The organism is Streptomyces sp. NPDC047117 (assembly GCF_040643545.1).
Lineage (GTDB): Bacteria > Actinomycetota > Actinomycetes > Streptomycetales > Streptomycetaceae > Streptomyces.
The window spans coordinates 37,505-62,700 of the sequence record NZ_JBEYUN010000007.1; the positions used below are offsets into that span (position 1 = coordinate 37,505).

Below are 25,196 nucleotides of genomic sequence, written 5' to 3' on the forward strand. Positions count from 1 at the left end.
GCCGCAGGGAGCGACGGCGCTGTGAGGTCCGCCCCAGGGGCCGGACAGGCGCTCACCTGTGGTCCTTGTCGTCCAGCTCGCGCCACCAGCGGTCGGACTCCGGGTCGCCGGACTCGTCCCACCAGCGCTCACCCGGCTCCCTGCGGTTCGCCACGATCGCCGCGAAGGGCGGGATGACCATGGCGACCACGCACATGGCCACCGCCGCGGGAATGGACCACAGCCGCACGACGCCCCACGCCAGGACGAAGAGCGCGATGCAGGTGGCCATCATGGCGTAGTACCTGCGGTGACGGCGCTGCACGGACATACCTCCACGGTAGATCCGCGCGACGGGCCTGAACAGCGCTGAGCCCTCCGTACGGCGAGCCGTAGGGAGGGCGGGAAAGCGCGGAGGGCCGCACCCCCAGCCAAGGCGTCCAAACCCCTGGGGTGCGGCCCTCCAGCCGTGTCGCGGACCGTCCGGGGACGGTCTGCGTCAGACGGCGATGGCGACCTCCGCGAGGCCACCCTGCTGGGCGACCACGGTGCGGTCGGCGGTGCCGCCCGGGACGAGCGCGCGCAGCGTCCAGGTGCCCTCGGCCGCGTAGAAGCGGAACTGTCCGGTGGCCGAGGTGGGGACCTCGGCGGTGAACTCACCGGTGCTGTCCAGCAGGCGGACGTAACCGGTGACGGGCTCGCCGTCCTTGGTCACGCTGCCCTGGATCGTGGTCTCGCCGGGCTTGATGGTCGACGCGTCGGGGCCGCCGGCCTGTGCTCCACACATGGGAATTCCTTGAGGGGTAGGGAAGGTGGGGTCGGGGCTTACTTGTTGGCGCCGAGCTCGATCGGCACGCCGACGAGCGAGCCGTACTCGGTCCAGGAGCCGTCGTAGTTCTTCACGTTCTCCTGGCCCAGGAGCTCGTGCAGCACGAACCAGGTGAGCGCGGAGCGCTCACCGATGCGGCAGTAGGCGACGGTGTCCTTCGCCAGGTCGACCTGCTCGTCCTCGTAGAGGGCCTTGAGCTCCTCGTCGGACTTGAAGGTGCCGTCGTCGTTGGCGTTCTTCGACCACGGGATGTTGCGGGCGCTCGGCACGTGGCCGGGGCGCTGCGACTGCTCCTGCGGGAGGTGCGCCGGGGCGAGCAGCTTGCCGCTGAACTCGTCGGGGGAGCGGACGTCCACCAGGTTCTTGTTGCCGATCGCGTTCACGACGTCGTCGCGGAAGGCGCGGATGGAGGTGTCCTGCGGCTTGGCCTTGTACTCGGTCTTCGCGCGGTTCGGGACCTGCGAGCCGTCGACCAGGTCGCGGGAGTCCAGCTCCCACTTCTTGCGGCCGCCGTCGAGGAGCTTGACGTCCTGGTGGCCGTAGAGCTTGAAGTACCAGTACGCGTAGGAGGCGAACCAGTTGTTGTTGCCGCCGTAGAGGACGACGGTGTCGTCGTTGGCGATGCCCTTCTCCGACAGGAGCTTCTCGAAGCCCTCCTGGTCGACGAAGTCACGGCGCACCGGGTCCTGCAGGTCCTGCTGCCAGTCGATACGGACCGCGTTCTTGATGTGGTTCTTGTCGTAGGCCGAGGTGTCCTCGTCCACCTCGACGAGGACCACCTTGGGGTCGTCGATGTGGGCCTCGACCCAGTCGGCGTCGACGAGGACGTCGCTACGGCTCATGGTTTTCTCCTCCGGGGCAGTTTCGGATGCGGTTGCGCAGGAGTACGCCGGTACGCGCGGCGGCATCAGAGGCGCGCGGCGCTGCGCGGGGGTACAGGCGGAATGGCCTCACGGCCGGGAGAACGGGTGGCAGAAACCCGTCAGACAGAGCGACAGAGCATGGCGGCGACGCGGCACAGGTCGACTGCCCGCCGCTTCGTGAGATCCGCCTGTCCCCGCGTACGGGAACGGCTCATCAGGCTCTGCATGGCTCCGATCGTAAAGAGGGACGGTGGGGCGTGTCACCGGTGTGTCGAATGCTGAGACATGAGCGTCCGCGATGTGGAAGCGGAGGGTGGGAACGGCGGTGCGCGGGCCGTCCGGCGGCGGGCCGGACGGCCTCCACGGGTCGCGGTACGGACAAGCCCGTCTCAAGGGATGGACAAGGGGCTCCGTGGCGGCCGCCGGGTCAGCCCGGCAGCTTGACGTCGGTGCCCTTCGCGGAGATCGCTATCCCGTCGCGGGTGGTCGTCACGCGGTCCAGCTTCAGCCCGGCCGGCAGCTCGCCCAGCTTCCAGTCGTGGTCCGTACGGGCCCGCACCTTGTCCTCGCAGCCGGGGACCGCGGTGCACAGCGTCGGGAGCTCGTCGGCGCGCAGCCGTATCGTGTCGCCGCCCACCGTCGAGACGGTGCCGACCACGTCGAGGGAGTCGAGCACGGGGATGTCCGGCGAGATCTTGACCTGGCTCTTGCCGCCGCTCGTGCCGCCGTACGAGATGCGCACGCCGTCCCCCGCCGCCCTGGTCAGGTCGGCGTAGCCGATACGGGCCTCGCCGGTCGCCGAGGCGGCGCCCTCGATGGAGGTGTAGTCGCTGCTCAGCTTCACGTCGTGGAACTGGGCCGACAGCTCCGTGACCCGCAGCCGGTGCCCCTCGGCGGTGGCCTCGATACCGCCGAGCGAGGCGTCGACCTCGGTGAGGGTGCCGCTCGCGACCTGGGTGAGGAAGGGGAAGCCCTTGATGGACACCTGGGGCGACTCGCTCAGCCCCAGGCTGCCCCGTATCTTCTCGGCGGCCTTGTCCTCGGCGAAGTTCACGGCCAGCCGGTCCGCGGCGACGAACAGCGCCGCGACGACGACCACGAACACCAAGAGCCTTCTCAGAGCACGCATCGAACCCCTTCCCCCCATGCTTCGGTGTGACGCCGAGCCTAACCGGGCACCTTGTGCGACGGCATGAACAGGCCGGTCACGCTTCCTCCGTAAGGAGCGTGACCGGCCTGAAGAGGTTGCACACGGGTACCGGGAAACCGCTCAGCCCAGCGTGCGGCCCAGGACGTGGACGGCGGGGGCGGCGAGCGCCAGCGGCAGCGCGACGCCGGCCGTCAGGTGCACGAACCGTGAGGGGTAGTCGTAGCTGGCGACCCGCAGGCCGATCAGCGCGCAGCCGCCGGCCGCGAAGCCGAGGACGGCACCGGCCGCGCCGTCGCCGCCGAACTGTCCGGCCGCGATCCCCGCACCGGTCGCGGCCAGCAGCGCCAGGACGACCGAGACCGGTCCGGGCAGCGGCAGCGCGCGGGCGAGCACCGCGACCGCCACGGCGACGGCGCCGGTGACCGTGGCGTGCGGCTCGGCCGCGAGGTGGCCGGCGGCCAGCACCGCCAGCGCGGACGAGGTGAGCCCCGCGGTCAGCGCGTACATCCGCTCGTCCGCGCTGCTGCGGTTGCGCAGCTGCAGGACGAGGACGAGCAGGCACCACACGCCGAGCGTGCCGATGCCCACCACGGGCGCGGCCTCGCGGTCGGTGGCCAGCAGCGCGACGTCGGTGACCAGGCCGCCGAGGAACGCCAGCGCGATGCCCTGCCGGGCCGGCCACATGCCGTTCAGCCGGAACCAGCCGGCCGCCGTGACCGCCTGCAGAACCGCGACCACCACGGCCGGGAACACCCGGGGCAGCGGCGCCGCCAGCGCGAGCAGCACGGCGAGCCCCGCCGTGAGCGCGGCCGGCTGGAACCCGGGCGGAATGATCGGCGAGTGGCCCAGGGCGCGGGCGCGCTGGTTGGGCGCGAGGTGCGCGAGGTCGTCGTCGGCCGCGGCCCGCTGCGCGGGCTCCTCGGTCGCCGGCTGCGCTGCCGCGGGCTGGGCGGGGACGTGCGTGGTCTCCGCCGCGGCCGGGGCGTGCGCGGGCTGCCCCGCCTCGGTCTCCCAGGTCGCGCCGTCCCAGGTCTGCGTCTGCGGCTGCGCGTACGGAGCCTGGGGCTGCGCGTACGGGTCGGCGTACGGGTCCTGGCCGTTGGCGTACGGGCCCTGGGCGTGGGCGTACTGGCCCTGTGCGTACTGGTCCTGGGCGTACGGATCCTGGGTGCCGGCGTACGGGGCCTGCGGGTGGCCGCCCTGGAAGTGGCCGCCCTGGCCCTGGCCGTAGGCGTGACCGCCGTACGCGCCGTTGTCGTACGCCGGGTCCTCGTAGGACCCGTACCGCTGCCCGTACGGGCCGTGCTGCTGGTCGCTCATCTCGGCGCTCATCCTCCCGCGAACGGTGGGAGGACCTCGACGGTGCCGCCCTGGGACAGTGGGACCGCGGCGTGGTCGCGGCTGCCGACCGCGGTGCCGTCGACGAGGAACGAGCAGCGCAGCAGGACGCGGGCGAACTCCGGGTTCGCCTCGTGCGCCGCGCGCGCCGCATCCAGCGCCTCGGCGAGCGTGCGTGCGGTGTACGGCTCCTCGGCCGTGCCGGCCGCGGCCTTCGCCGCCGCCCAGTAGCGGACGGTGCCTGTTGTTGTCACGGACGGCCCCTTCTCCTTCGTTGCCGCCTCCATGATGGCCTACGCCGCCGGACGCGCTGCCCCGGGCAAGGGATGGCAAAGCCTCGCGGCCGGAACCCCGTAAGACAGAAATATCGGTTGCTGCGGGCAAACGTTCGCATAGGCTTCGGCGGGTGCTGGTCCGACTCGCCATGGCGCATTTGCGCCCCCACAGACGTTCGATATCCCTGATCGTGCTGCTCCAGCTCGTCCAGACGCTGGCCACGCTCTATCTCCCCACCCTCAACGCCGAGATCATCGACAACGGTGTCGTCGCGGGCGACACCGGCTACATCGTCAGCACCGGCGGCTTCATGATCGCCGTGACGCTGCTGCAGATCGTCTGCGCGATCGGCGCCGTCTACCTGGGCGCCCGTACGGCCATGGCGCTCGGCCGCGACATCAGGGCCGCCGTCTTCGACCGGGTGCAGTCCTTCTCCGCGCGCGAGCTCGGCTCCTTCGGCGCGCCCTCGCTCATCACCCGCACCACCAACGACGTCCAGCAGGTCCAGATGCTGGTGCTGATGACGTTCACGATGATGGTCGCGGCGCCGATCATGATGATCGGCGGCGTCGTCATGGCGCTCAACCAGGACGTGCCGCTCTCCGGCCTGCTGCTGGTCATCGTCCCGCTGCTCGGCGTGCTGGTGGCGACGGTCGTCCGGCGGATGCGGCCGCTCTTCCGCGGCGTGCAGGAGCGCATCGACACCGTCAACCGCGTGCTGCGCGAGCAGATCACCGGCATCCGCGTCATCCGCGCCTTCGTCCGGGACCAGCACGAGCGGACCCGCTTCGAGAAGGCCAACACCGACCTCTACGACGTCTCGCTGCGCGCCGGCCGGCTGATGTCGATGATGTTCCCGCTGGTCATGCTGATCGTGAACGCCTCCAGCGTGGCCGTCGTCTGGTTCGGCGGGCACCGCATCGACAGCGGCGGCATGGAGATCGGCGCGCTGACGGCCTTCCTCAGCTACCTCATGTACATCCTCATGTCGATCATGATGGCCACGTTCATGGTCATGATGCTGCCGCGCGCCGAGGTCTGCGCCGAGCGCATCCAGGAAGTACTGGCCACCGACACCAGCGTCACCCCGCCCGCCGCCGGCGTCACCGAGCTGCGCCGCCACGGCGAGCTGGAGCTGCGCGGCGTGGAGTTCCGCTTCCCCGGTGCCGAGGAGCCGGTCCTGAGGGACGTCTCCCTCGTGGCCCGGCCCGGCGAGACCACCGCCGTCATCGGCTCCACCGGCAGCGGCAAGTCCACCCTCCTCGGGCTGGTGCCCCGGCTGTTCGACGCGACCGGCGGCGCGGTGCTCGTGGACGGCGAGGACGTACGCCACCTCGATCCGCGCACCCTCTCCGACGCCATCGGCCTCGTACCGCAGAAGCCGTACCTCTTCTCCGGGACCGTCGCGAGCAACCTGCGCTACGGCAAGCCGGACGCCACCGACGAGGAGCTGTGGCACGCGCTGGAGACCGCGCAGGCCCGCGACTTCGTCGAGCGGATGGAGGGCGGCCTGGAGGCGTCGGTCGCGCAGGGCGGCAGCAATGTCTCCGGCGGCCAGCGGCAGCGCCTGGCCATCGCCCGCGCGCTGGTCCGCAGGCCCGAGATCTACCTCTTCGACGACTCCTTCTCCGCGCTGGACTACGCCACCGACGCCGCCCTGCGGGCCGCGCTCGCGCGCGAGACCGGCCGGGCGACCGTGGTGATCGTCGCGCAGCGGGTGTCCACCATCCGCGGCGCCGACCGGATCGTGGTCCTGGACGAGGGGCGGGTCGTCGGCACGGGTACGCACACCGAGCTGATGGCCTCGAACGAGACGTACCGGGAGATCGTGCTCTCCCAGCTCACCGAGCAGGAGGCGGCGTGAGTACCCCGGACAAGGGCGGCTCCCCGGCGAAGGGCGCGGCCCCGCGGAAGGCGGCCCCGCAGGCGGGCCCCAGACCCGGCGCGGGCCCGGCCCGCTTCATGGGCGGCCAGCCCACCGAGAAGTCCATGGACTTCAAGGGCTCGGGCAAGCGGCTGCTGCGCCAGATGCGGCCCGAGCGCGCCGTCGTCACCGTCGCGCTGCTGCTCGGCACGGTCAGCGTCGCGCTGACGGTCGCCGGGCCCAAGGTGCTCGGCCACGCCACCGACCTGATCATGGCCGGCATCGTCGGCCGCCAACTGCCCGCGGGGATCAGCAAGGAGCAGGCCGTCGAGGCCCTGCGCGATCAGGGCAAGGACGGACTGGCCGACATCCTCGGCACGATGCCGGTGGTTCCCGGCCACGGCATCGACTTCGGCGCTGTCGGCACGGTGCTCCTCTGGGTCTTCGCGATCTACCTCGCGTCCTCCCTCTTCGGCTTCGTGCAGGCCCGCATCGTCACCACGGTGGTGCAGCGGACCGTCTACCGGCTGCGCGAGCAGGTGGAGGAGAAGCTGGCCCGGCTGCCGCTGAGCTACTTCGACCAGCAGGCGCGCGGCGAGGTGCTCTCCCGCGCGACGAACGACATCGACAACATCCAGCAGACCTTCCAGCAGACGTTCAGCCAGATCGTCGCCTCGCTCCTGACGATCGTCGGCGTGCTGGCGATGATGTTCTGGATCTCGCCGCTGCTGGCGCTGGTCGCGCTGATCACCGTGCCGGTGTCGGTGGTGGTCGCCACCCGGATCGGCAAGCGGGCGCAGCCGCAGTTCGTCCAGCAGTGGAAGACCACCGGCACGCTCAACGCGCACATCGAGGAGATGTACACCGGGCACTCCCTGGTCAAGGTCTTCGGCCGCCAGCAGGAGTCCGCCGAGATCTTCCGCAAGGAGAACGAGGCGCTCTACGAAGCGGGCTTCAGGGCGCAGTTCATCTCCGGCGTCATCCAGCCCGCGATGATGTTCATCGGCAACCTCAACTACGTCCTGGTGGCCGTGGTCGGCGGCCTCCGCGTCGCCTCGGGCGCGCTCTCCATCGGTGACGTGCAGGCGTTCATCCAGTACTCCCGGCAGTTCAGCCAGCCGCTCACCCAGGTCGCCTCGATGGCCAACCTGGTGCAGTCCGGCGTCGCGTCTGCCGAGCGGGTCTTCGAGCTGCTGGACGCCGAGGAGCAGGAGCCGGATGCGCAGCAGCCGCCGCGCCCCGACCACGTCACGGGCAAGGTCGCCTTCGAGCGCGTCTCCTTCCGGTACGACCCGGAGAAGCCGCTCATCGAGGACCTGTCGCTGGCCGTCAGCCCGGGCCAGACCGTCGCCATCGTCGGGCCCACGGGGGCCGGCAAGACGACGCTGGTCAACCTCCTCATGCGGTTCTACGAGGTGAGCGGCGGCCGGATCACGCTGGACGGCGTGGACATCGCCGCGATGGCCCGCGAGGAACTGCGCGCGAACATCGGCATGGTGCTCCAGGACACCTGGCTCTTCGGCGGCACCATCGCGGAGAACATCGCGTACGGCGCCCCCGCGGGCACCTCGATGGACAAGATCGTCGAGGCGGCGAAGGCCACCCACGTCGACCGCTTCGTGCGCACCCTCCCCGACGGCTACGACACCGTCATCGACGAGGAGGGCGGCAATGTCTCGGTCGGCGAGAAACAGCTGATCACGATCGCCCGTGCCTTCCTCGCCGAGCCCGCGATCCTGGTCCTGGACGAGGCGACCAGCTCGGTGGACACCCGTACCGAGCTCCTCATCCAGCAGGCCATGGCGCAGCTGCGGTCGGGCCGGACGAGCTTCGTGATCGCGCACCGGCTCTCCACGATCCGCGACGCCGACCTGATCCTGGTCATGGAGTCCGGCTCGATCGTCGAACAGGGCACGCACGACGCCCTGCTGGCGGCGGACGGCGCGTACGCGCGGCTTTACGCGGCCCAGTTCGCGGAGGCCGTGGCGGAGACCGACTGACGTCGCGCCCGGCCGGCGGGCCTACAGGTACAGCCTGATCAGCCGCTCCAGGTGGTGTCCCGCCACCTGGAGCGGCTTTTCGCTGCGCCGGAGCTGGGCGGCCATCTCCGCGCCCTCCAGGGTGTTCATGACGGTGAGGGCCAGGTCTGCCGCGTCGGCCGCGGAGATGCCGGCGGTACGGAACTTGTCGCGCAGCACGTCCTGCCAGTGCTGGAGCGCCTCGGCGCAGGCGCGCTCCAGGTCGGGGGCGCGGCCGACGGTCTCCAGGGCCGTGGTGGTGACCGGGCAGCCGTCGGTCCAGCCGGAGGCGCGCAGCGCCTCGCCGAGCATGCGGGTGCAGGTCACGACGGCCTCGGCGGGGTCCTCGGCGCTCGCCATCGCCGTCCGCAGCAGCTCGGTCATCTCCTCGTCGCCGTGCCGGATCGCCTCGGCCGCCAGCGCCTGCTTCCCGCCGGGGAAGAAGTGGTAGACGGAGCCGAGGGTGGCGTCGGCCTCGCGGGCGATCTGCTTGATGCCGCTGGCCTCGTAGCCCTGTCGCTGGAGCAGCCGTGCGGTGGCCGCGAGGATCCGGTCGCGGGTGCCGGGGGCGGCCGGGCCGCCGTCCGTTCCGGCCGGCCCGGCCCCGGCCGTGCCGCCCTTGGTCTTCTGCATGGTGCCGATCGTATCCGCGCGCGCAATTGAGTAGAGCGTTCGTTTTAGACGGTGCTATCGTGCTCGCGTTCTGAATAGAACGCTCGTTTTAGTGAATGTCGAAGGGGTGGGCATGAGCAAGCAGGGCGTGACACTGATCGGGCTCGGACCGATGGGGCGGGCCATGGTCCGGGCGCTGCTGGCGGCCGGGCACCCGGTGACGGTCTGGAACCGGACCGCGAGCCGGGCGGACGACCTGGTGGCGGAGGGGGCGGCGCGGGCCGGCACGGTGGCGGACGCGCTCGCGGCCAACGAGCTGGTGGTGCTGAGCCTGACGGACTACGCCGCGATGTACGCGGTACTGGAGCCGGCCGCGGCCGCGCTGGACGGACGGGTCGTGGTCAACCTCAGCTCCGACACCCCGGAGCGGGCCCGCGAGGGCGCGGAGTGGGCGGCGGGGCGCGGGGCGCGGTACCTCACCGGCGGTGTGCAGGTCCCGGCGCCGCTGGTCGGGCAGCCGGGGTCCGCCACCTTCTACAGCGGCCCCGAGGACGTCTTCGAGGCGCACCGCGCCACGCTGGAGGTGCTCACCGAAGCCGACTACCGCGGCGCCGACCCGGGCCTCTCGCAGGTCTACTACCAGGCGCTGATGACCGTCTTCTGGACCACGCTGACCGGGCACCTGCAGGCCCAGGCGCTGGCCGGGGCGCACGGCATCCCGGCGGCGGAGTACCTGCCGTACGCGGCGCGGGCGGCGGAGACCGCGTCGTCCTTCCTGCCGGCGATCGCGGCGGACGTGGCCGCCGGGCGGTACCCGGGGGACGAGGCGACCCTCGCGATGTGCGCGGCCACCACCGAGCACGCGCTGCAGGCGGCGCGGGACGCGGGCCTGGACACCACGGTCCCCGCGGCCCTGGCGGCCCTTTTCGGCCGGGGCGTGGCGGCGGGGTACGGCACGGAGAGCTTCACCAGCCTGATCGAGCTGGTGCGGAAGCCCGCCGCCTGATCAGTCCCCGGCGGGCCCGGCCGTCCGCGTGCCGAGCCACCCCGCGATCCGGTCCAGCAGTTCCGGGGCGGCGGCGTTCTCCGCGTGGTCGTAGCCGCGCTCGATCCACAGATCGGTGGAGCCGGGCGCGGCGGCGGCCGCCGGCGCGCGGGGACGGTCGGGCGGGAAGTACGGGTCGCGGTCGCCGTGCACGACGAGCAGCGGGGTCGGGGCGATCGTCGGGGCGGTCTCGGTGGGGGAGAGCGGCACCGGGTCCCATGCCTCGGAGTGGATACGGGTGCGCAGCCCCAGCCGCCCCACGAGGTGGCCCAGCGGCCGTTCCACCACCCAGTGCAGCCGTCGCATCGCCGCGGTACCGCGGTAATACCAGCGGGCAGGGGCGCACACGGCCACCACCATGTCGGTGTGCGCACCTGTGCGCCCCTCATGCTCCGGGCGGTACTGGGCCGCGTGCCGGATCACGACCGACCCGCCCTCCCCCACTGCCCTGAAGGCGTGGGAGGCGCCCCCAGAGTCCGACCGAGGCCACACGGGTGTGACCCAGGGTGCCCGCCCAGCGCACCGCGGCCGCCGGGTCCAGCACCTCCCGGTCACCCACCGTGGACCGCCCACCCGAACGGCCGTGACCCCGGAACGAGAACGTGATCACGGGGCTGTACTGCGCGAACGCGGCGGCGGCACGGCGCAGCGCGGGGCGGTCCAGCGAGCCGGTGAAGCCGTGCGCGGGGACCACGACGAGGCCGTTCGGCGGGCCGGACGGCGCGTGGGCGCAGGGGGCCGCTCGGCCTCGATGCACACGCCGTCGTCCGTCAACAGGGCTACGCGCCGGCCACTCGAAGTGATCGAAGGAACACAAGATCGCGCAAAGTCGGCCGTCGACTGGGAAGGCATGTGGGCTATTCTGTCGGGCATGGAGGATCCGGGCAGCGTAGCCCCCGGGTCCTTTTGTGCTTTCGGACGTGCGGTGCGCGGATGAGCGCAGGCGCGCTCCATGGGTGCGGAGCGTGCTGGAACGCTCACGTTCCGGAGGCACGCGAACCTCGCAACGGCGCGGGGCCCGCGACCGTACGAAGCAGTGCCGCAAAGTCCTCGCAGGCAGGGACCGAGGAGGAACCGATGGGCGAGCGAAGCGTGCAGAAGACCCGAACGGACAGGCGACGACGGACGACCCGGGCGGGTGATGAGCGATGAGCTCGCTGCTGCTTCTCACGAACGCCCTCCAGCCCTCCACGGAGGTGCTCCCCGCGCTCGGCCTCCTGCTGCACAGCGTGCGTGTCGCCCCGGCCGAGGGGCCGGCCCTGGTGGACACCCCCGGCGCCGACGTCATCCTCATCGACGGCCGCCGCGACCTGCCGCAGGTCCGGTCGCTCTGTCAGCTGCTGCGCTCCACCGGCCCCGGCTGCCCCCTCGTCCTGGTCGTGACCGAGGGCGGCCTCGCCGCCGTCACCGCCGACTGGGGCATCGACGACGTACTCCTCGACACCGCGGGCCCCGCCGAGGTCGAGGCGCGGCTGCGGCTCGCCATGGGCCGCCAGCAGGTCACCACGGACGACAGCCCGATGGAGATCCGCAACGGCGACCTCTCGGTGGACGAGGCCACCTACAGCGCCAAGCTCAAGGGCCGGGTCCTGGACCTGACCTTCAAGGAGTTCGAGCTGCTCAAGTACCTCGCGCAGCACCCGGGCCGGGTCTTCACCCGCGCCCAGCTGCTCCAGGAGGTCTGGGGCTACGACTACTTCGGCGGCACCCGCACGGTCGACGTGCACGTACGGCGGCTGCGCGCCAAGCTCGGCCCGGAGCACGAGTCGCTCATCGGCACGGTGCGCAACGTCGGCTACCGCTTCGTCGTACCGGAGAAGGTCGAGCGGGCCGCCGAGGAGGCCAAGGAGAAGGCCGCCCAGCAGGCCGAACGCGCCGCTGCGCGGGCCGCGGCCGAGGCGCGCGAGCACACCGCCGACCGGAGCGCGGCGGCGGGCGGCGTACGCCCTGCCAAGCGGTAGCACCACCCGCGTAGACTGCCGCGCGTGGCCAAGGTGACGCGGGATGATGTGGCGAGGCTGGCGGGGACGTCCACCGCCGTGGTGAGTTACGTCATCAACAACGGACCGAGGCCGGTCGCCCCGGCCACGCGCGAGCGGGTGCTCGCCGCGATCAAGGAGCTGGGGTACCGGCCGGACCGCGTCGCGCAGGCCATGGCCTCCCGGCGCACCGACCTCATAGGGCTCATCGTCCCCGACACCCGCCAGCCGTTCTTCGCGGAGATGGCACACGCCGTGGAGCGCGCCGCCTCCGAGCGCGGCAAGATGGTGCTGGTCGGCAACGCCAACTACGAGGACGAGCGCGAGGTTCACTACCTCCGCGCCTTCCTCGGCATGCGGGTCTCCGGGCTCATCCTGATCAGTCAGGGCCCCAGCGAGCACGCCGCCACCGAGATCGACACCTGGGACGCCCGCGTGGTGCTGCTGCACCGCCGCCCCGACGCCATAGACGACGTCGCCGTCATGGCGGACGACATCGGCGGCGCCCAGCTCGCCACCCGCCACCTCCTGGAGCACGGCCACCCCTACGTCGCCTTCTTCGGCGGCCTGGAGGAGACCCCCAAGTCCGGCGACCCGGTCACCGACCACGTCGAGGGCTGGCGGCGGGCCATGCAGGAGGCCGGCCGCCCGACCGAGGGCCGCTACTTCCACGCCCCGTACAACCGCTACGAGGCCTACCCCATCGCGCTGAAGCTCCTCGAAAGCCCGGACCGGCCGCCGGCGATCATGTGCGCCACCGACGACCAGGCCATCGCCGTGCTGCGTGCGGCCCGCGAGCTGCGTATCGACGTGCCGGGCGAGCTGGCGGTGGCGGGCTTCGACGACGTGAAGGAAGCGGCGCTGACCGACCCGCCGCTGACCACGGTCGGCTCCGACCGCGAGGCGATGGCCCGTACGGCGGTGGACCTGGTGCTGGACGACGCGCTGCGGCTGGCCGGGTCGCGCCGGGAGCGGCTGCGGCAGTACCCGTCCCGGCTGGTGGTCCGCCAGTCCTGCGGCTGCACGGGCTGAGCGCGCCCCGGAGGCGTCTTTATACCGGGCATACCCACTTCTGCCGGACCTCTCAGGGTGCTCTCAGCTCGTTCTCATGCACGGCTCGCAGAGTCGTAGACATGACCGAGAGCTACCGCCGAAGCGGCGAAGAGACCCCGCAGTACGACACCCGGCAGACCACCCCGTACGCGTCCTTCGGCCCGCACGGCGGTGCCGCGCAGGCGGCCTACCCGCCGCCGCCCCCGTACGCCCCGCCGGCCCCGCCCGCCGACGGCGGCCCCGACGGCGGCCCCGAGGGCGCACCGCGCCGCAAGGTGCGCCGCCCCGTCGCGCTGATCGCCGCGGTCGCGCTGGCCTCCGGCCTGATCGGCGGCGGCAGCGCCGCGCTCATCGGGAGCACCACGCAGGGCGGCAGCAGCGGCCAGAGCACCGCCGTCGTCAACGCGGGCGCCACGTCGAACAGCGGGGTCTCCTCGGTCGCCAAGGCGGTCAGCCCCGCGACAGTCGAGATCAAGGCCCGCACCGCCGAGGGGGAGTCCACCGGCTCCGGCGTGGTCATCACCGGCGACGGCGAGATCATCACCAACAACCACGTGGTCTCCGGCGCCGACACCGTCTCGGTGTCCTTCAGCGACGGCTCCACCAGGACCGCCCGGGTCGTCGGCACCGACCCCGGCAAGGACCTGGCGCTCATCAAGATCAAGGGCGGTAAGAACCTCACGCACGCCACCCTCGGCGACTCCAGCAAGCTGGCGGTCGGCGACCAGGTCGTCGCGATCGGCTCGCCCGAGGGGCTCACCGGCTCGGTGACCAGCGGCATCGTCTCGGCGCTCGACCGCGAGGTGACCGTGCCCAAGGAGGACCAGCAGCAACAGCAGCAGGGCCAGGGGCAGGCGCAGGGTGACATGCCGTGGCCGTTCGAGTTCGGCGGCAACCAGTACAACGGTGACACCGGCGACTCGACCACCAGCTACAAGGCCATCCAGACCGACGCCTCGCTCAACCCCGGCAACTCCGGCGGCGCCCTGATCGACATGTCCGGCCGCATCATCGGCATCAACTCCGCGATGTACTCCGCCTCCGGCAGCTCCGCCGGCAGCGGCGGCAGCGCCGGCAGCGTCGGCCTCGGCTTCGCCATACCGATCAACACCGTCAAGGCGGACCTGGCCGACCTGCGCGCCGGCGGCACGACGGACAGCTGACCCGGAACCCGCCACCTGTACACGTACGAGGAGGCACCATGACCACGAGGAACCGCACCACAGCGACCCGTACGACACGCACCCGCGCCGCGCGGACCCGTACGAAGCGGGCCCGTACCACCGTTCCGCTGCACCGCGCGCGGCGCGCGCTCGCCACGGCCGTCAGCCTGAGCGCGGGCGGCGCGGCACCCCACGACCCGCCGCACGCGCCGTACCGGTCCCCGTCCCGCGCCGCGCGGCGCTCCCGCAGACGCGCCGTGCGAGGCTGAGAGGGTCCTGGCCCCTCCCTTCACCCCTACCGAGGTCACCGAGAACATGAGCGCCGCCGAGCAGGGCGAGACGTCCGCCCGCATCCTGATCGTCGACGACGAGCCCGCCGTCCGCGAGGCCCTGCGCCGTTCGCTCGCCTTCGAGGGGTACGCCACCGACGAGGCCGTGGACGGCCTGGACGCGGTCGAGAAGGTGGCGGCGCACCGGCCCGAACTCATCGTGCTCGACGTGCTGATGCCCCGCATGGACGGCCTGACCGCCGCCCGCCGGCTGCGCGCGAGCGGCCTGACCGTGCCGATCCTGATGCTCACCGCGCGCGACACGGTCGGCGACCGGGTCACCGGACTCGACGCGGGCGCCGACGACTACCTGGTCAAGCCCTTCGAACTGGACGAGCTGCTGGCCCGCATCCGCGCGCTGCTGCGCCGCAGCTCCTACGCGGCGGCCGCAGGCGCGGCCCCCGACGAGGGCGACACGCTCACCTTCGCCGACCTGACCATGAACCTGGCCACCCGTGAAGTCACCCGCGGCGACCGCCCGGTGGAGCTGACCCGCACCGAGTTCACCCTGCTGGAGATGTTCCTGGCCCATCCGCGCCAGGTCCTCACCCGCGAGCAGATCCTCAAGGCCGTCTGGGGCTTCGACTTCGAGCCCTCCTCCAACTCCCTGGACGTGTACGTGATGTACCTGCGGCGCAAGACCGAGGCCGGCGGCGAGCCCCGGCTGGTGCACACGGTGCGCGGCGTCGGCTACGTCCTGCGTTCCGGCGGTGCCGAGTGAACGTCCGCGAGAGAGCGGCCCAGCGCTACCGCCGGCTGCCGCTCCAGTCCCGGCTGGCGATGCTCACCGCGCTGGCCGTCGCGCTCGCGGTCGCCGCCTCGGCCGCCGCCTGCTGGCTCATCACCCGCGACCGGCTCACCGAGCAGCTGGACGCGACCCTGAAGAGCGTCAGCGTGAACGACGCGTACGTACGGGCGCTGAGCGCCGAGTGCAACGGCACCGCGCAGGGCGTCAGCTTCCCGCCGGCCGGCCCGTACACCGTCCAGCTGGTGTCGGTGGACGGCCGGGTGTGCACTTCGCCGGAGCGGTCGCAGATCCCCGCCACCCGGGCGGACGTCGAGGTCGCGCAGGGCAGGGCCCGGGACGCGATGCACACCGCGCGGGCCGCGAACGGGGCGCAGATGCGGGTCTCGACCGAGGCGTCCCGCGGGTCCGCCACCGACGCGTTCGGCAACCAGGTGGCGGTGTCCGTCGCCACGCCCATGGACCAGGTGTCCCAGCCGCTCAACCAGCTCGCGCTGGTGCTGCTGATCGTCTCCGGGGTCGGCGTGCTGGGCGCCGCGACCACCGGCCTGTGGGTCGCCCGGGCGGGCCTGAAGCCGGTGAACCGGCTCACCGCCGCCGTCGAGCACGTCGCCCGTACGGAAGACCTGGCCGTCCGCATCCCCACCGACGGCGAGGACGAGATCGCCCGGCTCTCCCGGTCCTTCAACTCCATGACCGCCGCGCTCGCCGCCTCCCGCGACCTCCAGCAGCAGCTGATCGCGGACGCGGGCCACGAACTGCGCACCCCGCTGACCTCGCTCCGCACCAACATCGACCTGCTGGAGCGCAGTGAGCGCACCGGCCGGGCCATCCCGGCCGACGACAAGCTCGCCCTGCTGGACTCGGTGAAGGCGCAGATGGGCGAGCTGGCCGCGCTGATCGGCGACCTCCAGGAGCTGTCCAGGACGCCGGACCACGGGGCCGGCGGCCACGGCGCGCCGCCGGTCGTCGCCCTGCACGACGTCGCGGCGACGGCGCTGGAACGGGCCCGGCTGCGCGGCCCGTCCCTCACCCTCGACGCCGCCCTCGACCCCTGGTACGTACGCGCCGAGCCTGCCGCGCTGGAGCGCGCGGTGGTCAACCTCCTCGACAACGCGGTGAAGTTCAGCCCCGCGGGCGGCACGGTCGAGGTCCGCCTGAAGAGCGGCCTGCTGACCGTACGCGATCACGGGCCCGGCATCCCGGCCGACGAACTCCCGCACGTCTTCGAGCGGTTCTGGCGCTCGCCCTCGGCCCGCAGCCTGCCCGGCAGCGGCCTCGGTCTGTCGATCGTGGCCCGCACGGCACAGCAGGCGGGCGGCGCCGTCCGGCTCCTCGCGGCGGAGGGCGGCGGCACGCTGGTGGAGCTGACCCTGCCGGGAGCGGCCACGCCACCCCCGGACCACGCGCCGGAGCCGGGTCCGGGGGACGGCGTGAGCGGCGGTTAGTGGGCGAAGCCCGAACCGAGGCCGGCGCCGGCCTCGGGGGCGCCGATCGCGCCGGGGCCGTAGGAGACGGCGCCGGTCGTGGTCAGCCCGCCGGTGGCGCCCCGCAGGGCCCACACCGCGCCGGTGTCCTTCAGGCTCGTGCCGTCCTCGCCGGGCGCGCCCGCCGCGAGGTCGGCCTTGCCGTCCTTGTCGGTGTCCAGCAGCGAGACCGCCTCGCCGAAGCGGTCACCGGCCTCGGCGACCCCCGGGACCCCGGTGGTCGTCTGGTTGAGCGCCTGCGCGCCGGTGCCGGACAGGCCGCCCTTGCCGCCCTTGAGCAGGACCACGCTGCCCGCGTCCTTCAGGGCGGCGCCGGAGGCCGAGGTCAGGTCCTCGTAGGGGACGCCGGCCGCGACGTCCGCGTAGCCGTCGCCGTTCACGTCGCCCGCGCTGAGCGAGTAGCCGAACTGGTCGCCCTCCTCGCCCGCTCCGGGGACGCCCGCGGTGTCCTGGGTGATCGTCGTGGTGCGCTTGCTCGGGCCGTCGGCCGAGCCGTACGCGACCTTGACCGTGCCCTTGTCGTACGGGAGGTCCTCGACGACGCCGCCGGGCACGGGGCGGTAGATGAGGTCGCCGTAGCCGTCCTTGTCGACGTCGCCGACCGTGGCCGCCGCGGCGTCCGGCAGCTCCGTGGACTTGGTGGACAGTCCGTCGGCGGTGCCCTTCCAGAACTCGCTCGACTCCGACATCTCCTCGAACGCGTGCATGCTGACCAGGTCGTCCCGGCCGTCACCGTTGAGGTCACCGGCGGCCAGGTCCTCGGAGTCGAAGAGGTGGCCGGTCATGAGCTCCGAGGTACGGGCGGGCGCCCCGGCCCGGGTGAACGGCCCGTACATCACGTGCAGGGCGGCGGAGTTCTCGTCGCCCTCGCCATCGGCCACCAGGTCGGTGTGGCCGTCACCGTCGAAGTCGCCCGCGGTGAGGTTGCGGCCGCCGACGCCCTGCAGGCCGCTCGCGCCGCCCTTGCCGTCGGTGGAGCCCCACAGGACCACCGGGCCTCCGGAGCCGGTGATGACGAGGTCGCTGGTGCCGTCGCCGTCCAGGTCGCGGGCGACGGTGCGGTCGCCGAAGCCGGCGCCCTCGGCGGGATCGCCGGGCACGCCTGCGGTGGCGCGGCTGATGACCTGGTGCTTTCCGGTGGCGGCACCGGAGGCCGAGCCGTAGACCACGGTGACGTAACCGGCCTTCGCCTTGCCGCCGACCGTGCCGCCGGGGGCTCCGGCAACGATGTCGGCGTAGCCGTCGTGGTTGAAGTCGGCCTGCGGGGCGGTGCCCGCCGGGCCCTTCGCGGCGGCGGCCGGCGTGTCTGCGGGTGCCGCGCTCGCCGGGGCGGCGAAGGCGAGCGGGGCGGTGAGCAGCGCGGCCACCACGGCGCAGCGCGCTGCGGTGGGGGTGGAACGGTGGCGCACGGTTCCTCCTGACGTCGGCACCCGGACATCCCGGGTGCACCGTTCGTTCACCTCATACGACGGAATTACCGCGTCCGTGGTTCTTTACTGACGCCCCTTGTGTCCCGTGCGTATCGGGTCAGGGACGTTTCTTCGCCGCGTCACCGAAGGGGAGTTGAGTGCCCGTCAGGCGCGCGCGGATGCCGTCCCGCTCCACGGAGACGGTGCGCAGCCGCACGTCACCGGGGGTCTTGGGGAGCCGGAAGGACAGGTCGAAGCGGTCCGCGATCTCCGGCTTGGTGAGCCCCGCCAGGCCGCCGAGAATTTTCGGGTCGATGCCGACCTTCTGCAGCAGCCAGGGGTGGTCGGACACGACGTCGACGAGGTTGACCTTCATCAGCTTGCCGATGAAGCGCGGCGTGCCGACGAGGTCGTGCAGCTTCTTCTCGTTGTGCAGCGCGGCGTCGATGGTGTCCCGCGGGATGCCGATGCGGTCGGCGATGGCCGGTACGCCGAGCATCGCCTTGATCTTGGCGGCCTCCCGGCTGAGCTGCCGGGCGGTCTTGCGGGTCAGCTGCAGCCCCTCGCCCTTGCCGGTGCCGGGGCGGTAGACCGCGATGTCGCCGATGTCCAGCCGCATGCCGCTGATCTCGGTGGAGATGCCGCGGTCGCCGGCCTGCCGGATATGGGCCCGGGCGCGCATCCGCAGTTCGTGCCCGGCGATCGGCAGCCGCCCCTCGGCGCGTACCGCGTCGGGCCCCAGCTCGCTGAACTTCACCTGTGAGGCACCCAGTTCGCGGTTCATGTCCTCGAAGGAGAGCAGCACGTCACCGTGCATCCGGCCGACCGTGCCGCCCTTGAGGGAGGTGGGCAGGTCGCCGTCGAGCGTGACGTCCTCCGCCGTCGCCTCGAACTTCGCCAGCGAGACGCGGTCGGCGGCCAGGTCGGGGATGGCCACCCGCACCCGGTCCAGGTGCTTGTCGGCGACCTGGGTGAGGAAGGGGAAGCCCTCGATGTCCACCTCGGGGTCGGCCGCGAGGTGCAGCGAGTCCTTGAGTTTCTCGGCGGCCTTGTTCTGCGCGTACAGCACGGCGAACCGGTCGGCGAGACCCGCGAAGGAGGCGGCCACCAGGACCGTGGCGACCAGCTTCACGGTGAGCGGCACGGCGGCGAACCGGCCGAGGCCGCGCCGGGCCTTGCGGTGGTTCGGCGGCGCCCAGGCGTCCTCGTCCTCGGGGTCCGCGCGCAGCCCGAGCCCCAGGGGGTCGTCGCTGTCGTCGCGCTCGTTGAGGTACGACCGCGCGGGGCCCGGCTCCGGCTCGGGGTCGGCCAGCCCGGCCAGCTCCGCGTACGGGTTGACCGGCGACATCTCGCGGGTGTCACCCTGGGCACCAGGGCCCTGGGACGCGCGGGTCTCCTGGGAGTCCCGCGCGTCCTGCGGAGCGTGTGACGCGGCTATGCGTGTGGGGGGTCGCATCGGCACATCCCACCATGCGTACGGCTGTCGAACGCAAGTCTTACTGTCGGTAAGTGGGGATATGAGCCCTTACTTCACCACGGTGATGCGGTCCGCCTTCGGCGGGGCCAGCGGGCCGGACGCCGAGGAGTGCGCACTGAGGTACGCGGTGAATGCCTCCAGATCGGAGGGGCCGACGTACTTGTCCGTTCCGTCCTTGAATGCGGCGAATCCGTCGCCGCCGCCCGCCAGGAACTCGTTCATCGCGACGCGGTAGCTCTTCGCCGGGTCGACCGGTTCGCCGTTGAGCTTCACCGAGTCCACGACGATCCGGGCGGCGCCGGACTTGGTCATGTCCAGGGTGTAGGTGAGGCCCTTCGACACCTGGAGGATCTTGGGGGAGGCCTCGTTGGCGCCGCTGACCTGCTGCTGGAGCGCGGTGATGAGCTGCTTCCCGGTCAGTGAGACGACGTTCGTCATGTTGGCGAACGGCTGCACCGTGAAGGCCTCGCCGTACGTCACCACCCCGTCGCCCTCGCTGCCGGACGCCTTGAACGCCAGGTCGGAGCGGACCCCGCCGGGGTTCATCAAGGCCAGTTGGGCGCCGCCCTTGCCGCTGTCCGCCGTCGCCTCCAGCTGCGCGTCGGCGATCACGTCACCGAGGGGCGACTCCGGGGTGGTCGCGCCGCGGCCCGCGATGTCCGCGGAGATGTACCCGACCGGCTTGCTCGCGACCGGCGCGGCCAGCTTGTCCCAGCGCTTGATCAGCGCGGTCAGGTCGGCCGCCTTGGGCTGGGTGCGGTGCACCACGTGGTTGGCCGACTTCACGGCCGTGCGCACGATGTCCTTGGTCTTCCGGTCGTACGTCAGCGTGGTGTCGGTGTAGAGCTTGCCGAAGGAGGACGCCGAGGTGACCATCCGCGGCTGCCCGGCCGGGTCCGGGATCGTGCACGCGTACGCCTGGTGCGTATGGCCGGTGACCAGCGCGTCGACGTCCGGCGAGACCTTCTTGGCGATCTCCGTGATCGGCCCGGAGATGCCGTCGCCGGGACCCGGGCTGTCGCAGTCGTAGTTGTACGCGGTGGACGCGGGCGCGCCGCCCTCGTGGATCAGCGCGACGACCGACTTCACGCCCTGCTTGCGCAGCACCTTGGTGTACTTGTCGATGGTCTCGGCCTCGTCGTGGAACTTCAGGCCCTTCACGCCGTCGGCGCTGACGATGTCGGGCGTGCCCTCCAGCGTGACCCCGATGAAGCCGATCTTCACGCCCTTGTGCTTCCAGACCGTGTACGGCTCGAGGACGGGCCTGCCGGTCTTCTCGTCGGTGACGTTGGCGGCGAGGTACGGATAGTCGGCGCCGGCGAACGTCCGGCCCTTCTCGTAACAGCCTTCCTTGGGGTGGCAGCCGCCGTTCTGCAGCCGGGCCAGCTCCGCGCGCCCCTCGTCGAACTCGTGGTTGCCGACGCTCGTCACGTCCAGCTTCAGCTTGTTCATCGCCTCCACGGTCGGCTCGTCGTGGAAGAGGCCGGAGAGCAGCGGGCTCGCGCCGACCAGGTCGCCGGCCGCCGCGGTGACGGAGTACGGGTGCCCCTTGCGCGCCGTGCGCAGGGAGTTGGCCAGGTACTCCACGCCGCCCGCTTCGACCTTCTTCTTGCTGCCGTCCGCCTGCTCCTCGTCCACGGTGCCGGAGGAGCCCTGCGGCGGCTCCAGGTTGCCGTGGAAGTCGTTGAAGGAGAGCAGCTGCACGTCGACGGTGCGGGAGGAGTGGCCGGGGCCGCCGTGCGTGCCGGCGCCGGCGGGCAGGGCCGCGGCCGTGACACCGGCAGCGGCGGCCAGCACCGTCGCGGCGGCCGCCAGGCGGCGCATCCGGCGGCGCCGGTGCGGAGTATCTGACATGGGTCGTCCCCCTCGTGGACAGCGGATCAGGAGTGTGCGAGCGACCGGAAGCCTACGGTCAACGCGCGTAGCGCAACAGGGGTGTCGGGTGACGGCACGGTTGCGGCACGGCGACGGCGGACCGGCCGGGTACGCGTACGGCGCGACGGGGGTCGTCACCGGGCGCGCGCGGCGCCGTACGCTTCGGGACATGACTGACGCTGCAGAGGAAACGGGCCGGCCCGACCGGGGCATGCAGGTACTGGACGAGCTCACGCCGGACGTGGCGGGTGCCGTACTGGAGCTGATCGAGACGGCGGCGCGGACGGACGGGCAGCCGGCCGTCTCCGAGCAGGGACGGCTGCAGCTGCGCGGCGGGCACCGGGAGGGCGTCAAGCACTTCCTCGTGCGGGCCGAGGGCGACCGCGTCGTCGGATACGGACAGCTGGAGGACACCGACCCGGTCGAGGCGCCCGCCGCCGAACTGGTCGTCCACCCCGAATTCCGCGGCCACGGCCTGGGCCGCAAGCTCGGCAGCGCGCTGCTGGAGCAGTCCGGGCGGCGGCTCCGGCTCTGGGCGCACGGCGGCCACCCCGCGGCCCGCCACCTCGCGCAGACCCTGGGCCTGACCCTCTTCCGCGAGCTGCGGCAGATGCGCCGCCCGCTGACCGACCTGGACCTGCCGGAGCCGGTGCTGCCCGAGGGCGTCACCGTCCGCAGCTTCCGGACCGGCACGGACGACGCGGCCTGGCTCGCCGCGAACGCCGAGGCCTTCGCCCACCACCCCGAGCAGGGCTCGCTCACCCAGCGTGACCTGGACGACCGCAAGGCCGAGTCGTGGTTCGACCCGAAGGGCTTTTTTCTGGCGGAGAAGGCCGGTGAGCTGGTCGGTTTCCACTGGACCAAGAAGCACGCCGAGGAGGGGCTGGGCGAGGTCTACGTCGTGGGTGTCCGGCCCGGCGCGCAGGGCGGTGGGCTCGGCAAGGCGCTCACCGCGATCGGCCTGCGCCACCTGGCCGCCGAGGGCGTGCCCACGGCGATGCTGTACGTCGACGCGGACAACGTCCCCGCCGTCACCGTCTACGAGCGGCTCGGCTTCGTCACGCACGAGACGGACCTGATGTACCGCACCGAGCTGTGACGGACAGCGCGGTTCCCCCGCACCGGTGTTGACGGTGTGTCAGGGGCGGCGGCGGGGTACGTGTCCCGCCGCCGCGCCGTCGCCCGGCACCGTAATGTCCCCTCCGGGTGGCCCCCCGCTTGCCTGTCCGTCATGTCTGCGTTACCGGCGATTCAAACTCGCTTGCGAGCATCACTGAATGCAGCCCTCCGCGCAGCCGGCCGGTGACCGATGGCTCCGAGCCGCCCCGCCGCCTCCCGACGCGCTTTCCCGGCCGGGAGCGCGGAACAATGAGGTCATGGACCAGCAGACCAGCGCCCAGGCAACGCCCCAGACGCCGTCCGCACAGGCTCAGCCCTCGGTCGGCTCGATCGCGGCACACCGCCCGCACACGGTGGCCCCGCCCCTGCCCGAGCTGGAACCGGATCTCGACGCCGACCTCGATGCCTACGACGTCGACGGCGTGCTGGGCGACGACGGCGTGGAGCTGCCCGTCGGCCGTTTCCTGGACCGCGAGCGCAGCTGGCTCGCCTTCAACGAACGCGTACTGGAGCTGGCCGAGGACCCGGCCACGCCGCTGCTGGAACGTGCCAAGTTCCTGGCGATCTTCGCGTCGAACCTGGACGAGTTCTTCATGGTCCGGGTCGCCGGCCTCAAGCGCAGAATCGCCACCGGCGTCGCCACCCGCTCCGCCTCCGGGCTCCAGCCCCGCGAGGTGCTGGACCTGATCTGGACCCGCTCCCGCGAGCTCATGGCCCGGCACGCCGCCTGCTACCAGCAGGACGTCGCCCCCGAGCTGGCCGGTGAGGGCATCCACCTGATCCGCTGGCCGGAGCTGACCGAGAAGGAACAGGCCCGCCTGTTCACCCTCTTCCGCCACCAGATCTTCCCCGTGCTGACCCCGCTGGCCGTGGACCCGGCGCACCCCTTCCCGTACATCTCGGGCCTCTCCCTGAACCTCGCCGTGGTCGTCCGCAACCCGGTCAGCGGCCACGACCACTTCGCCCGCGTCAAGGTCCCGCCGCTCCTCTCCCGCTTCCTGGAGGCCTCCCCGCAGCGCTACGTCCCCATAGAGGACGTCATAGCGGCGCACCTGGAAGAGCTGTTCCCGGGCATGGAGGTACGCGCGCACCACATGTTCCGGGTCACCCGCAACGAGGACCTGGAGGTCGAGGAGGACGACGCGGAGAACCTCCTCAAGGCCCTGGAGAAGGAGCTGTTGCGGCGCCGCTTCGGGCCGCCCGTCCGGCTGGAGGTCGAGGAGTCCATCGACCCGGCCGTCCTGGACCTGCTGGTCCAGGAGCTGAAGATCTCCGAGGCCGAGGTCTACCCGCTGCCCGGACCGCTGGACCTGACCGGCCTCTTCGGCATCGCGGCGCTGGACCGGCCCGAGCTGAAGTTCCCGAAGTTCGTCGCCGGCACCCACCGCGACCTCGCCGAGGTCGAGTCCGCCTCGGCGCCCGACGTCTTCGCCGCGCTGCGCGCCCGCGACGTCCTGCTCCACCACCCGTACGACAGCTTCTCCACCTCCGTACAGGCCTTCCTGGAGCAGGCCGCCGCCGACCCGCACGTCCTCGCGATCAAGCAGACGCTCTACCGCACCTCCGGCGACTCACCGATCGTCGATGCCCTGATAGACGCCGCCGAGTCCGGCAAACAGGTCCTCGTCCTGGTCGAGATCAAGGCCCGCTTCGACGAGCAGGCCAACATCAAGTGGGCCCGGAAGCTGGAGGAGGCCGGCTGCCACGTCGTCTACGGCCTGGTGGGACTCAAGACGCACTGCAAGCTCTCCCTGGTCGTCCGCCAGGAAGGCGAGATGCTGCGCCGCTACTCCCATGTGGGGACCGGCAATTACCACCCCAAGACGGCCCGGCTGTACGAGGACATCGGCCTGCTCACCGCCGACCAGCAGGTGGGCGCCGACCTCTCCGACCTGTTCAACCGGCTCTCCGGCTACTCCCGCCGGGAGACCTACCGACGGCTGCTCGTCGCCCCCAAGTCGCTGCGCGACGGCCTGGTCCAGCGCATCACCAAGGAGATCGCGCACCACCGCGCCGGACACGCCGCGCACGTCCGCATCAAGGTCAACTCCATGGTGGACGAGGCCGTCGTCGACGCGCTCTACCGCGCCTCCCAGGCCGGTGTACCGGTGGACATCTGGGTACGCGGAATCTGCGCCCTGCGGCCCGGCGTACCGGGTCTGAGCGAGAACATCCGCGTCCGCAGCGTCCTGGGCCGCTTCCTCGAACACTCCCGGGTGTTCGCCTTCGGCAACGGAGGGGAGCCGGAAGTATGGCTGGGCAGCGCGGACATGATGCACCGCAATCTCGACCGGCGGATCGAGGCGCTGGTCCGGGTCACCGACCCCGGACACCGCGCCTCGCTCGTCCGGCTGCTGGAGACCGGCATGTCGGACGCGACCTCGTCCTGGCACCTCGGCCCGGACGGCAACTGGACCCGGCACGCCGCCGACGCGGACGGCAAGCCGCTGCGGAACGTACAAGAAATGCTCATCGACGCCCGGAGGCGCCGGCGTGGCCCTGCGACATGACCCCTCCCCGCCCAGCTCCCCGCCCTGCGGACGGAGCCGTGCCCGCGCGGCCGCCGCGGCCGGACCGGCTGCCGCC

Annotated in this window: 22 protein-coding genes and 1 pseudogene; 11 read left to right on the plus strand and 12 right to left on the minus strand. The window is 72.1% G+C overall.

All coding sequences use genetic code 11. The features are described from left to right. Positions 1-52 precede the first annotated feature (52 nt). From ABZ840_RS15040 to ABZ840_RS15070, 7 genes are all read right to left on the minus strand, one after another. The gene (locus tag ABZ840_RS15040; protein WP_361558972.1) at positions 53-310 is read right to left on the minus strand and encodes a DUF3099 domain-containing protein; all 258 of its coding nucleotides are present in this window, start codon (positions 308-310) and stop codon (positions 53-55) included. Positions 311-478: 168 nt separating this feature from the next. Beyond that, positions 479-766 carry a DUF1416 domain-containing protein gene (locus ABZ840_RS15045; RefSeq protein ID WP_030254814.1) on the minus strand — a complete coding sequence of 96 codons (288 nt, stop codon included), beginning with the start codon at positions 764-766 and terminating at the stop codon, positions 479-481. A 38-nt stretch (positions 767-804) separates the two neighbouring features. Beyond that, complete coding sequence (locus ABZ840_RS15050; protein WP_361558976.1) at positions 805-1,650, minus strand: sulfurtransferase; 846 nt, start codon at positions 1,648-1,650, stop codon at positions 805-807. A gap of 140 nt (positions 1,651-1,790) precedes the next feature. Beyond that, positions 1,791-1,898, minus strand: coding sequence for a putative leader peptide (locus ABZ840_RS15055; RefSeq protein WP_361558979.1), 108 nt, complete (start codon positions 1,896-1,898; stop codon positions 1,791-1,793). Positions 1,899-2,098: 200 nt separating this feature from the next. Then, positions 2,099-2,800, minus strand: a complete 702-nt coding sequence (locus ABZ840_RS15060; protein ID WP_361558982.1) for a DUF2993 domain-containing protein — start codon at positions 2,798-2,800, stop codon at positions 2,099-2,101. 141 nt (positions 2,801-2,941) lie between these two features. After that, positions 2,942-4,141: a hypothetical protein gene (locus ABZ840_RS15065; RefSeq protein ID WP_361558985.1), complete on the minus strand. Its 1,200-nt coding sequence runs from the start codon at positions 4,139-4,141 to the stop codon at positions 2,942-2,944. A gap of 8 nt (positions 4,142-4,149) precedes the next feature. Continuing rightward, positions 4,150-4,413: a MoaD/ThiS family protein gene (locus ABZ840_RS15070; RefSeq protein WP_361558988.1), complete on the minus strand. Its 264-nt coding sequence runs from the start codon at positions 4,411-4,413 to the stop codon at positions 4,150-4,152. Positions 4,414-4,565: 152 nt separating this feature from the next. On the opposite strand from ABZ840_RS15070, the gene ABZ840_RS15075 reads away from it, so the two are divergent. Both ABZ840_RS15075 and ABZ840_RS15080 read left to right on the plus strand, forming a co-directional pair. Then, positions 4,566-6,299, plus strand: a complete 1,734-nt coding sequence (locus ABZ840_RS15075; protein ID WP_361558991.1) for an ABC transporter ATP-binding protein — start codon at positions 4,566-4,568, stop codon at positions 6,297-6,299. A gap of 98 nt (positions 6,300-6,397) precedes the next feature. Beyond that, on the plus strand, positions 6,398-8,299 hold the full coding sequence (locus tag ABZ840_RS15080; protein ID WP_361559876.1) for an ABC transporter ATP-binding protein: 1,902 nt from the start codon (positions 6,398-6,400) through the stop codon (positions 8,297-8,299). 21 nt (positions 8,300-8,320) lie between these two features. Here the strand turns inward: ABZ840_RS15080 and ABZ840_RS15085 are convergent, their stop codons facing one another. After that, positions 8,321-8,950, minus strand: a complete 630-nt coding sequence (locus ABZ840_RS15085) for a TetR/AcrR family transcriptional regulator (RefSeq protein WP_361558994.1) — start codon at positions 8,948-8,950, stop codon at positions 8,321-8,323. A gap of 112 nt (positions 8,951-9,062) precedes the next feature. Here ABZ840_RS15085 and ABZ840_RS15090 point away from each other — a divergent pair, with 112 nt between their 5' ends. Next, positions 9,063-9,935, plus strand: a complete 873-nt coding sequence (locus ABZ840_RS15090) for an NAD(P)-binding domain-containing protein (protein ID WP_361558996.1) — start codon at positions 9,063-9,065, stop codon at positions 9,933-9,935. On the opposite strand, the pseudogene ABZ840_RS15095 reads toward ABZ840_RS15090, so the two are convergent. Next, positions 9,936-10,826 (minus strand): annotated as a pseudogene (locus tag ABZ840_RS15095) (alpha/beta hydrolase). It lies immediately after the preceding gene. 296 nt (positions 10,827-11,122) lie between these two features. Here ABZ840_RS15095 and ABZ840_RS15100 point away from each other — a divergent pair. The 6 genes from ABZ840_RS15100 (at position 11,123) to ABZ840_RS15125 (ending at position 16,691) form a co-directional block, all read left to right on the plus strand. Beyond that, positions 11,123-11,935: a response regulator transcription factor gene (locus ABZ840_RS15100; protein WP_361558999.1), complete on the plus strand. Its 813-nt coding sequence runs from the start codon at positions 11,123-11,125 to the stop codon at positions 11,933-11,935. Positions 11,936-11,959: 24 nt separating this feature from the next. Continuing rightward, positions 11,960-12,985, plus strand: coding sequence for a LacI family DNA-binding transcriptional regulator (locus ABZ840_RS15105; RefSeq protein WP_361559003.1), 1,026 nt, complete (start codon positions 11,960-11,962; stop codon positions 12,983-12,985). 101 nt (positions 12,986-13,086) lie between these two features. After that, positions 13,087-14,169 carry a trypsin-like peptidase domain-containing protein gene (locus ABZ840_RS15110; protein ID WP_361559006.1) on the plus strand — a complete coding sequence of 361 codons (1,083 nt, stop codon included), beginning with the start codon at positions 13,087-13,089 and terminating at the stop codon, positions 14,167-14,169. 38 nt (positions 14,170-14,207) lie between these two features. Next, complete coding sequence (locus ABZ840_RS15115; RefSeq protein WP_361559009.1) at positions 14,208-14,438, plus strand: hypothetical protein; 231 nt, start codon at positions 14,208-14,210, stop codon at positions 14,436-14,438. Positions 14,439-14,484: 46 nt separating this feature from the next. Beyond that, positions 14,485-15,219, plus strand: a complete 735-nt coding sequence (locus tag ABZ840_RS15120; RefSeq protein ID WP_361559012.1) for a response regulator transcription factor — start codon at positions 14,485-14,487, stop codon at positions 15,217-15,219. Between the two features lie 59 nt (positions 15,220-15,278). Continuing rightward, a complete protein-coding gene (locus tag ABZ840_RS15125; protein WP_361559879.1) occupies positions 15,279-16,691 on the plus strand; it encodes a HAMP domain-containing sensor histidine kinase in 1,413 nt (470 codons plus the stop codon). On the opposite strand, the gene ABZ840_RS15130 is transcribed toward ABZ840_RS15125, so the two are convergent. From ABZ840_RS15130 to ABZ840_RS15140, 3 genes are all read right to left on the minus strand, one after another. Then, on the minus strand, positions 16,688-18,139 hold the full coding sequence (locus tag ABZ840_RS15130; protein WP_361559015.1) for an FG-GAP and VCBS repeat-containing protein: 1,452 nt from the start codon (positions 18,137-18,139) through the stop codon (positions 16,688-16,690). The genes ABZ840_RS15125 and ABZ840_RS15130 overlap by 4 nt on opposite strands. A gap of 118 nt (positions 18,140-18,257) precedes the next feature. Beyond that, positions 18,258-19,595 carry a DUF2993 domain-containing protein gene (locus ABZ840_RS15135; RefSeq protein ID WP_361559018.1) on the minus strand — a complete coding sequence of 446 codons (1,338 nt, stop codon included), beginning with the start codon at positions 19,593-19,595 and terminating at the stop codon, positions 18,258-18,260. A gap of 69 nt (positions 19,596-19,664) precedes the next feature. Further along, positions 19,665-21,470 carry a bifunctional metallophosphatase/5'-nucleotidase gene (locus tag ABZ840_RS15140; RefSeq protein ID WP_361559021.1) on the minus strand — a complete coding sequence of 602 codons (1,806 nt, stop codon included), beginning with the start codon at positions 21,468-21,470 and terminating at the stop codon, positions 19,665-19,667. A gap of 190 nt (positions 21,471-21,660) precedes the next feature. On the opposite strand from ABZ840_RS15140, the gene mshD reads away from it, so the two are divergent. Then, the gene (gene mshD, locus ABZ840_RS15145) at positions 21,661-22,590 is read left to right on the plus strand and encodes a mycothiol synthase (protein WP_361559024.1); all 930 of its coding nucleotides are present in this window, start codon (positions 21,661-21,663) and stop codon (positions 22,588-22,590) included. Between the two features lie 277 nt (positions 22,591-22,867). After that, positions 22,868-25,120 (plus strand): RNA degradosome polyphosphate kinase, encoded by a 2,253-nt coding sequence (locus tag ABZ840_RS15150; protein ID WP_361559027.1) that lies wholly within the window; start codon positions 22,868-22,870, stop codon positions 25,118-25,120. Positions 25,121-25,196 lie beyond the last annotated feature (76 nt).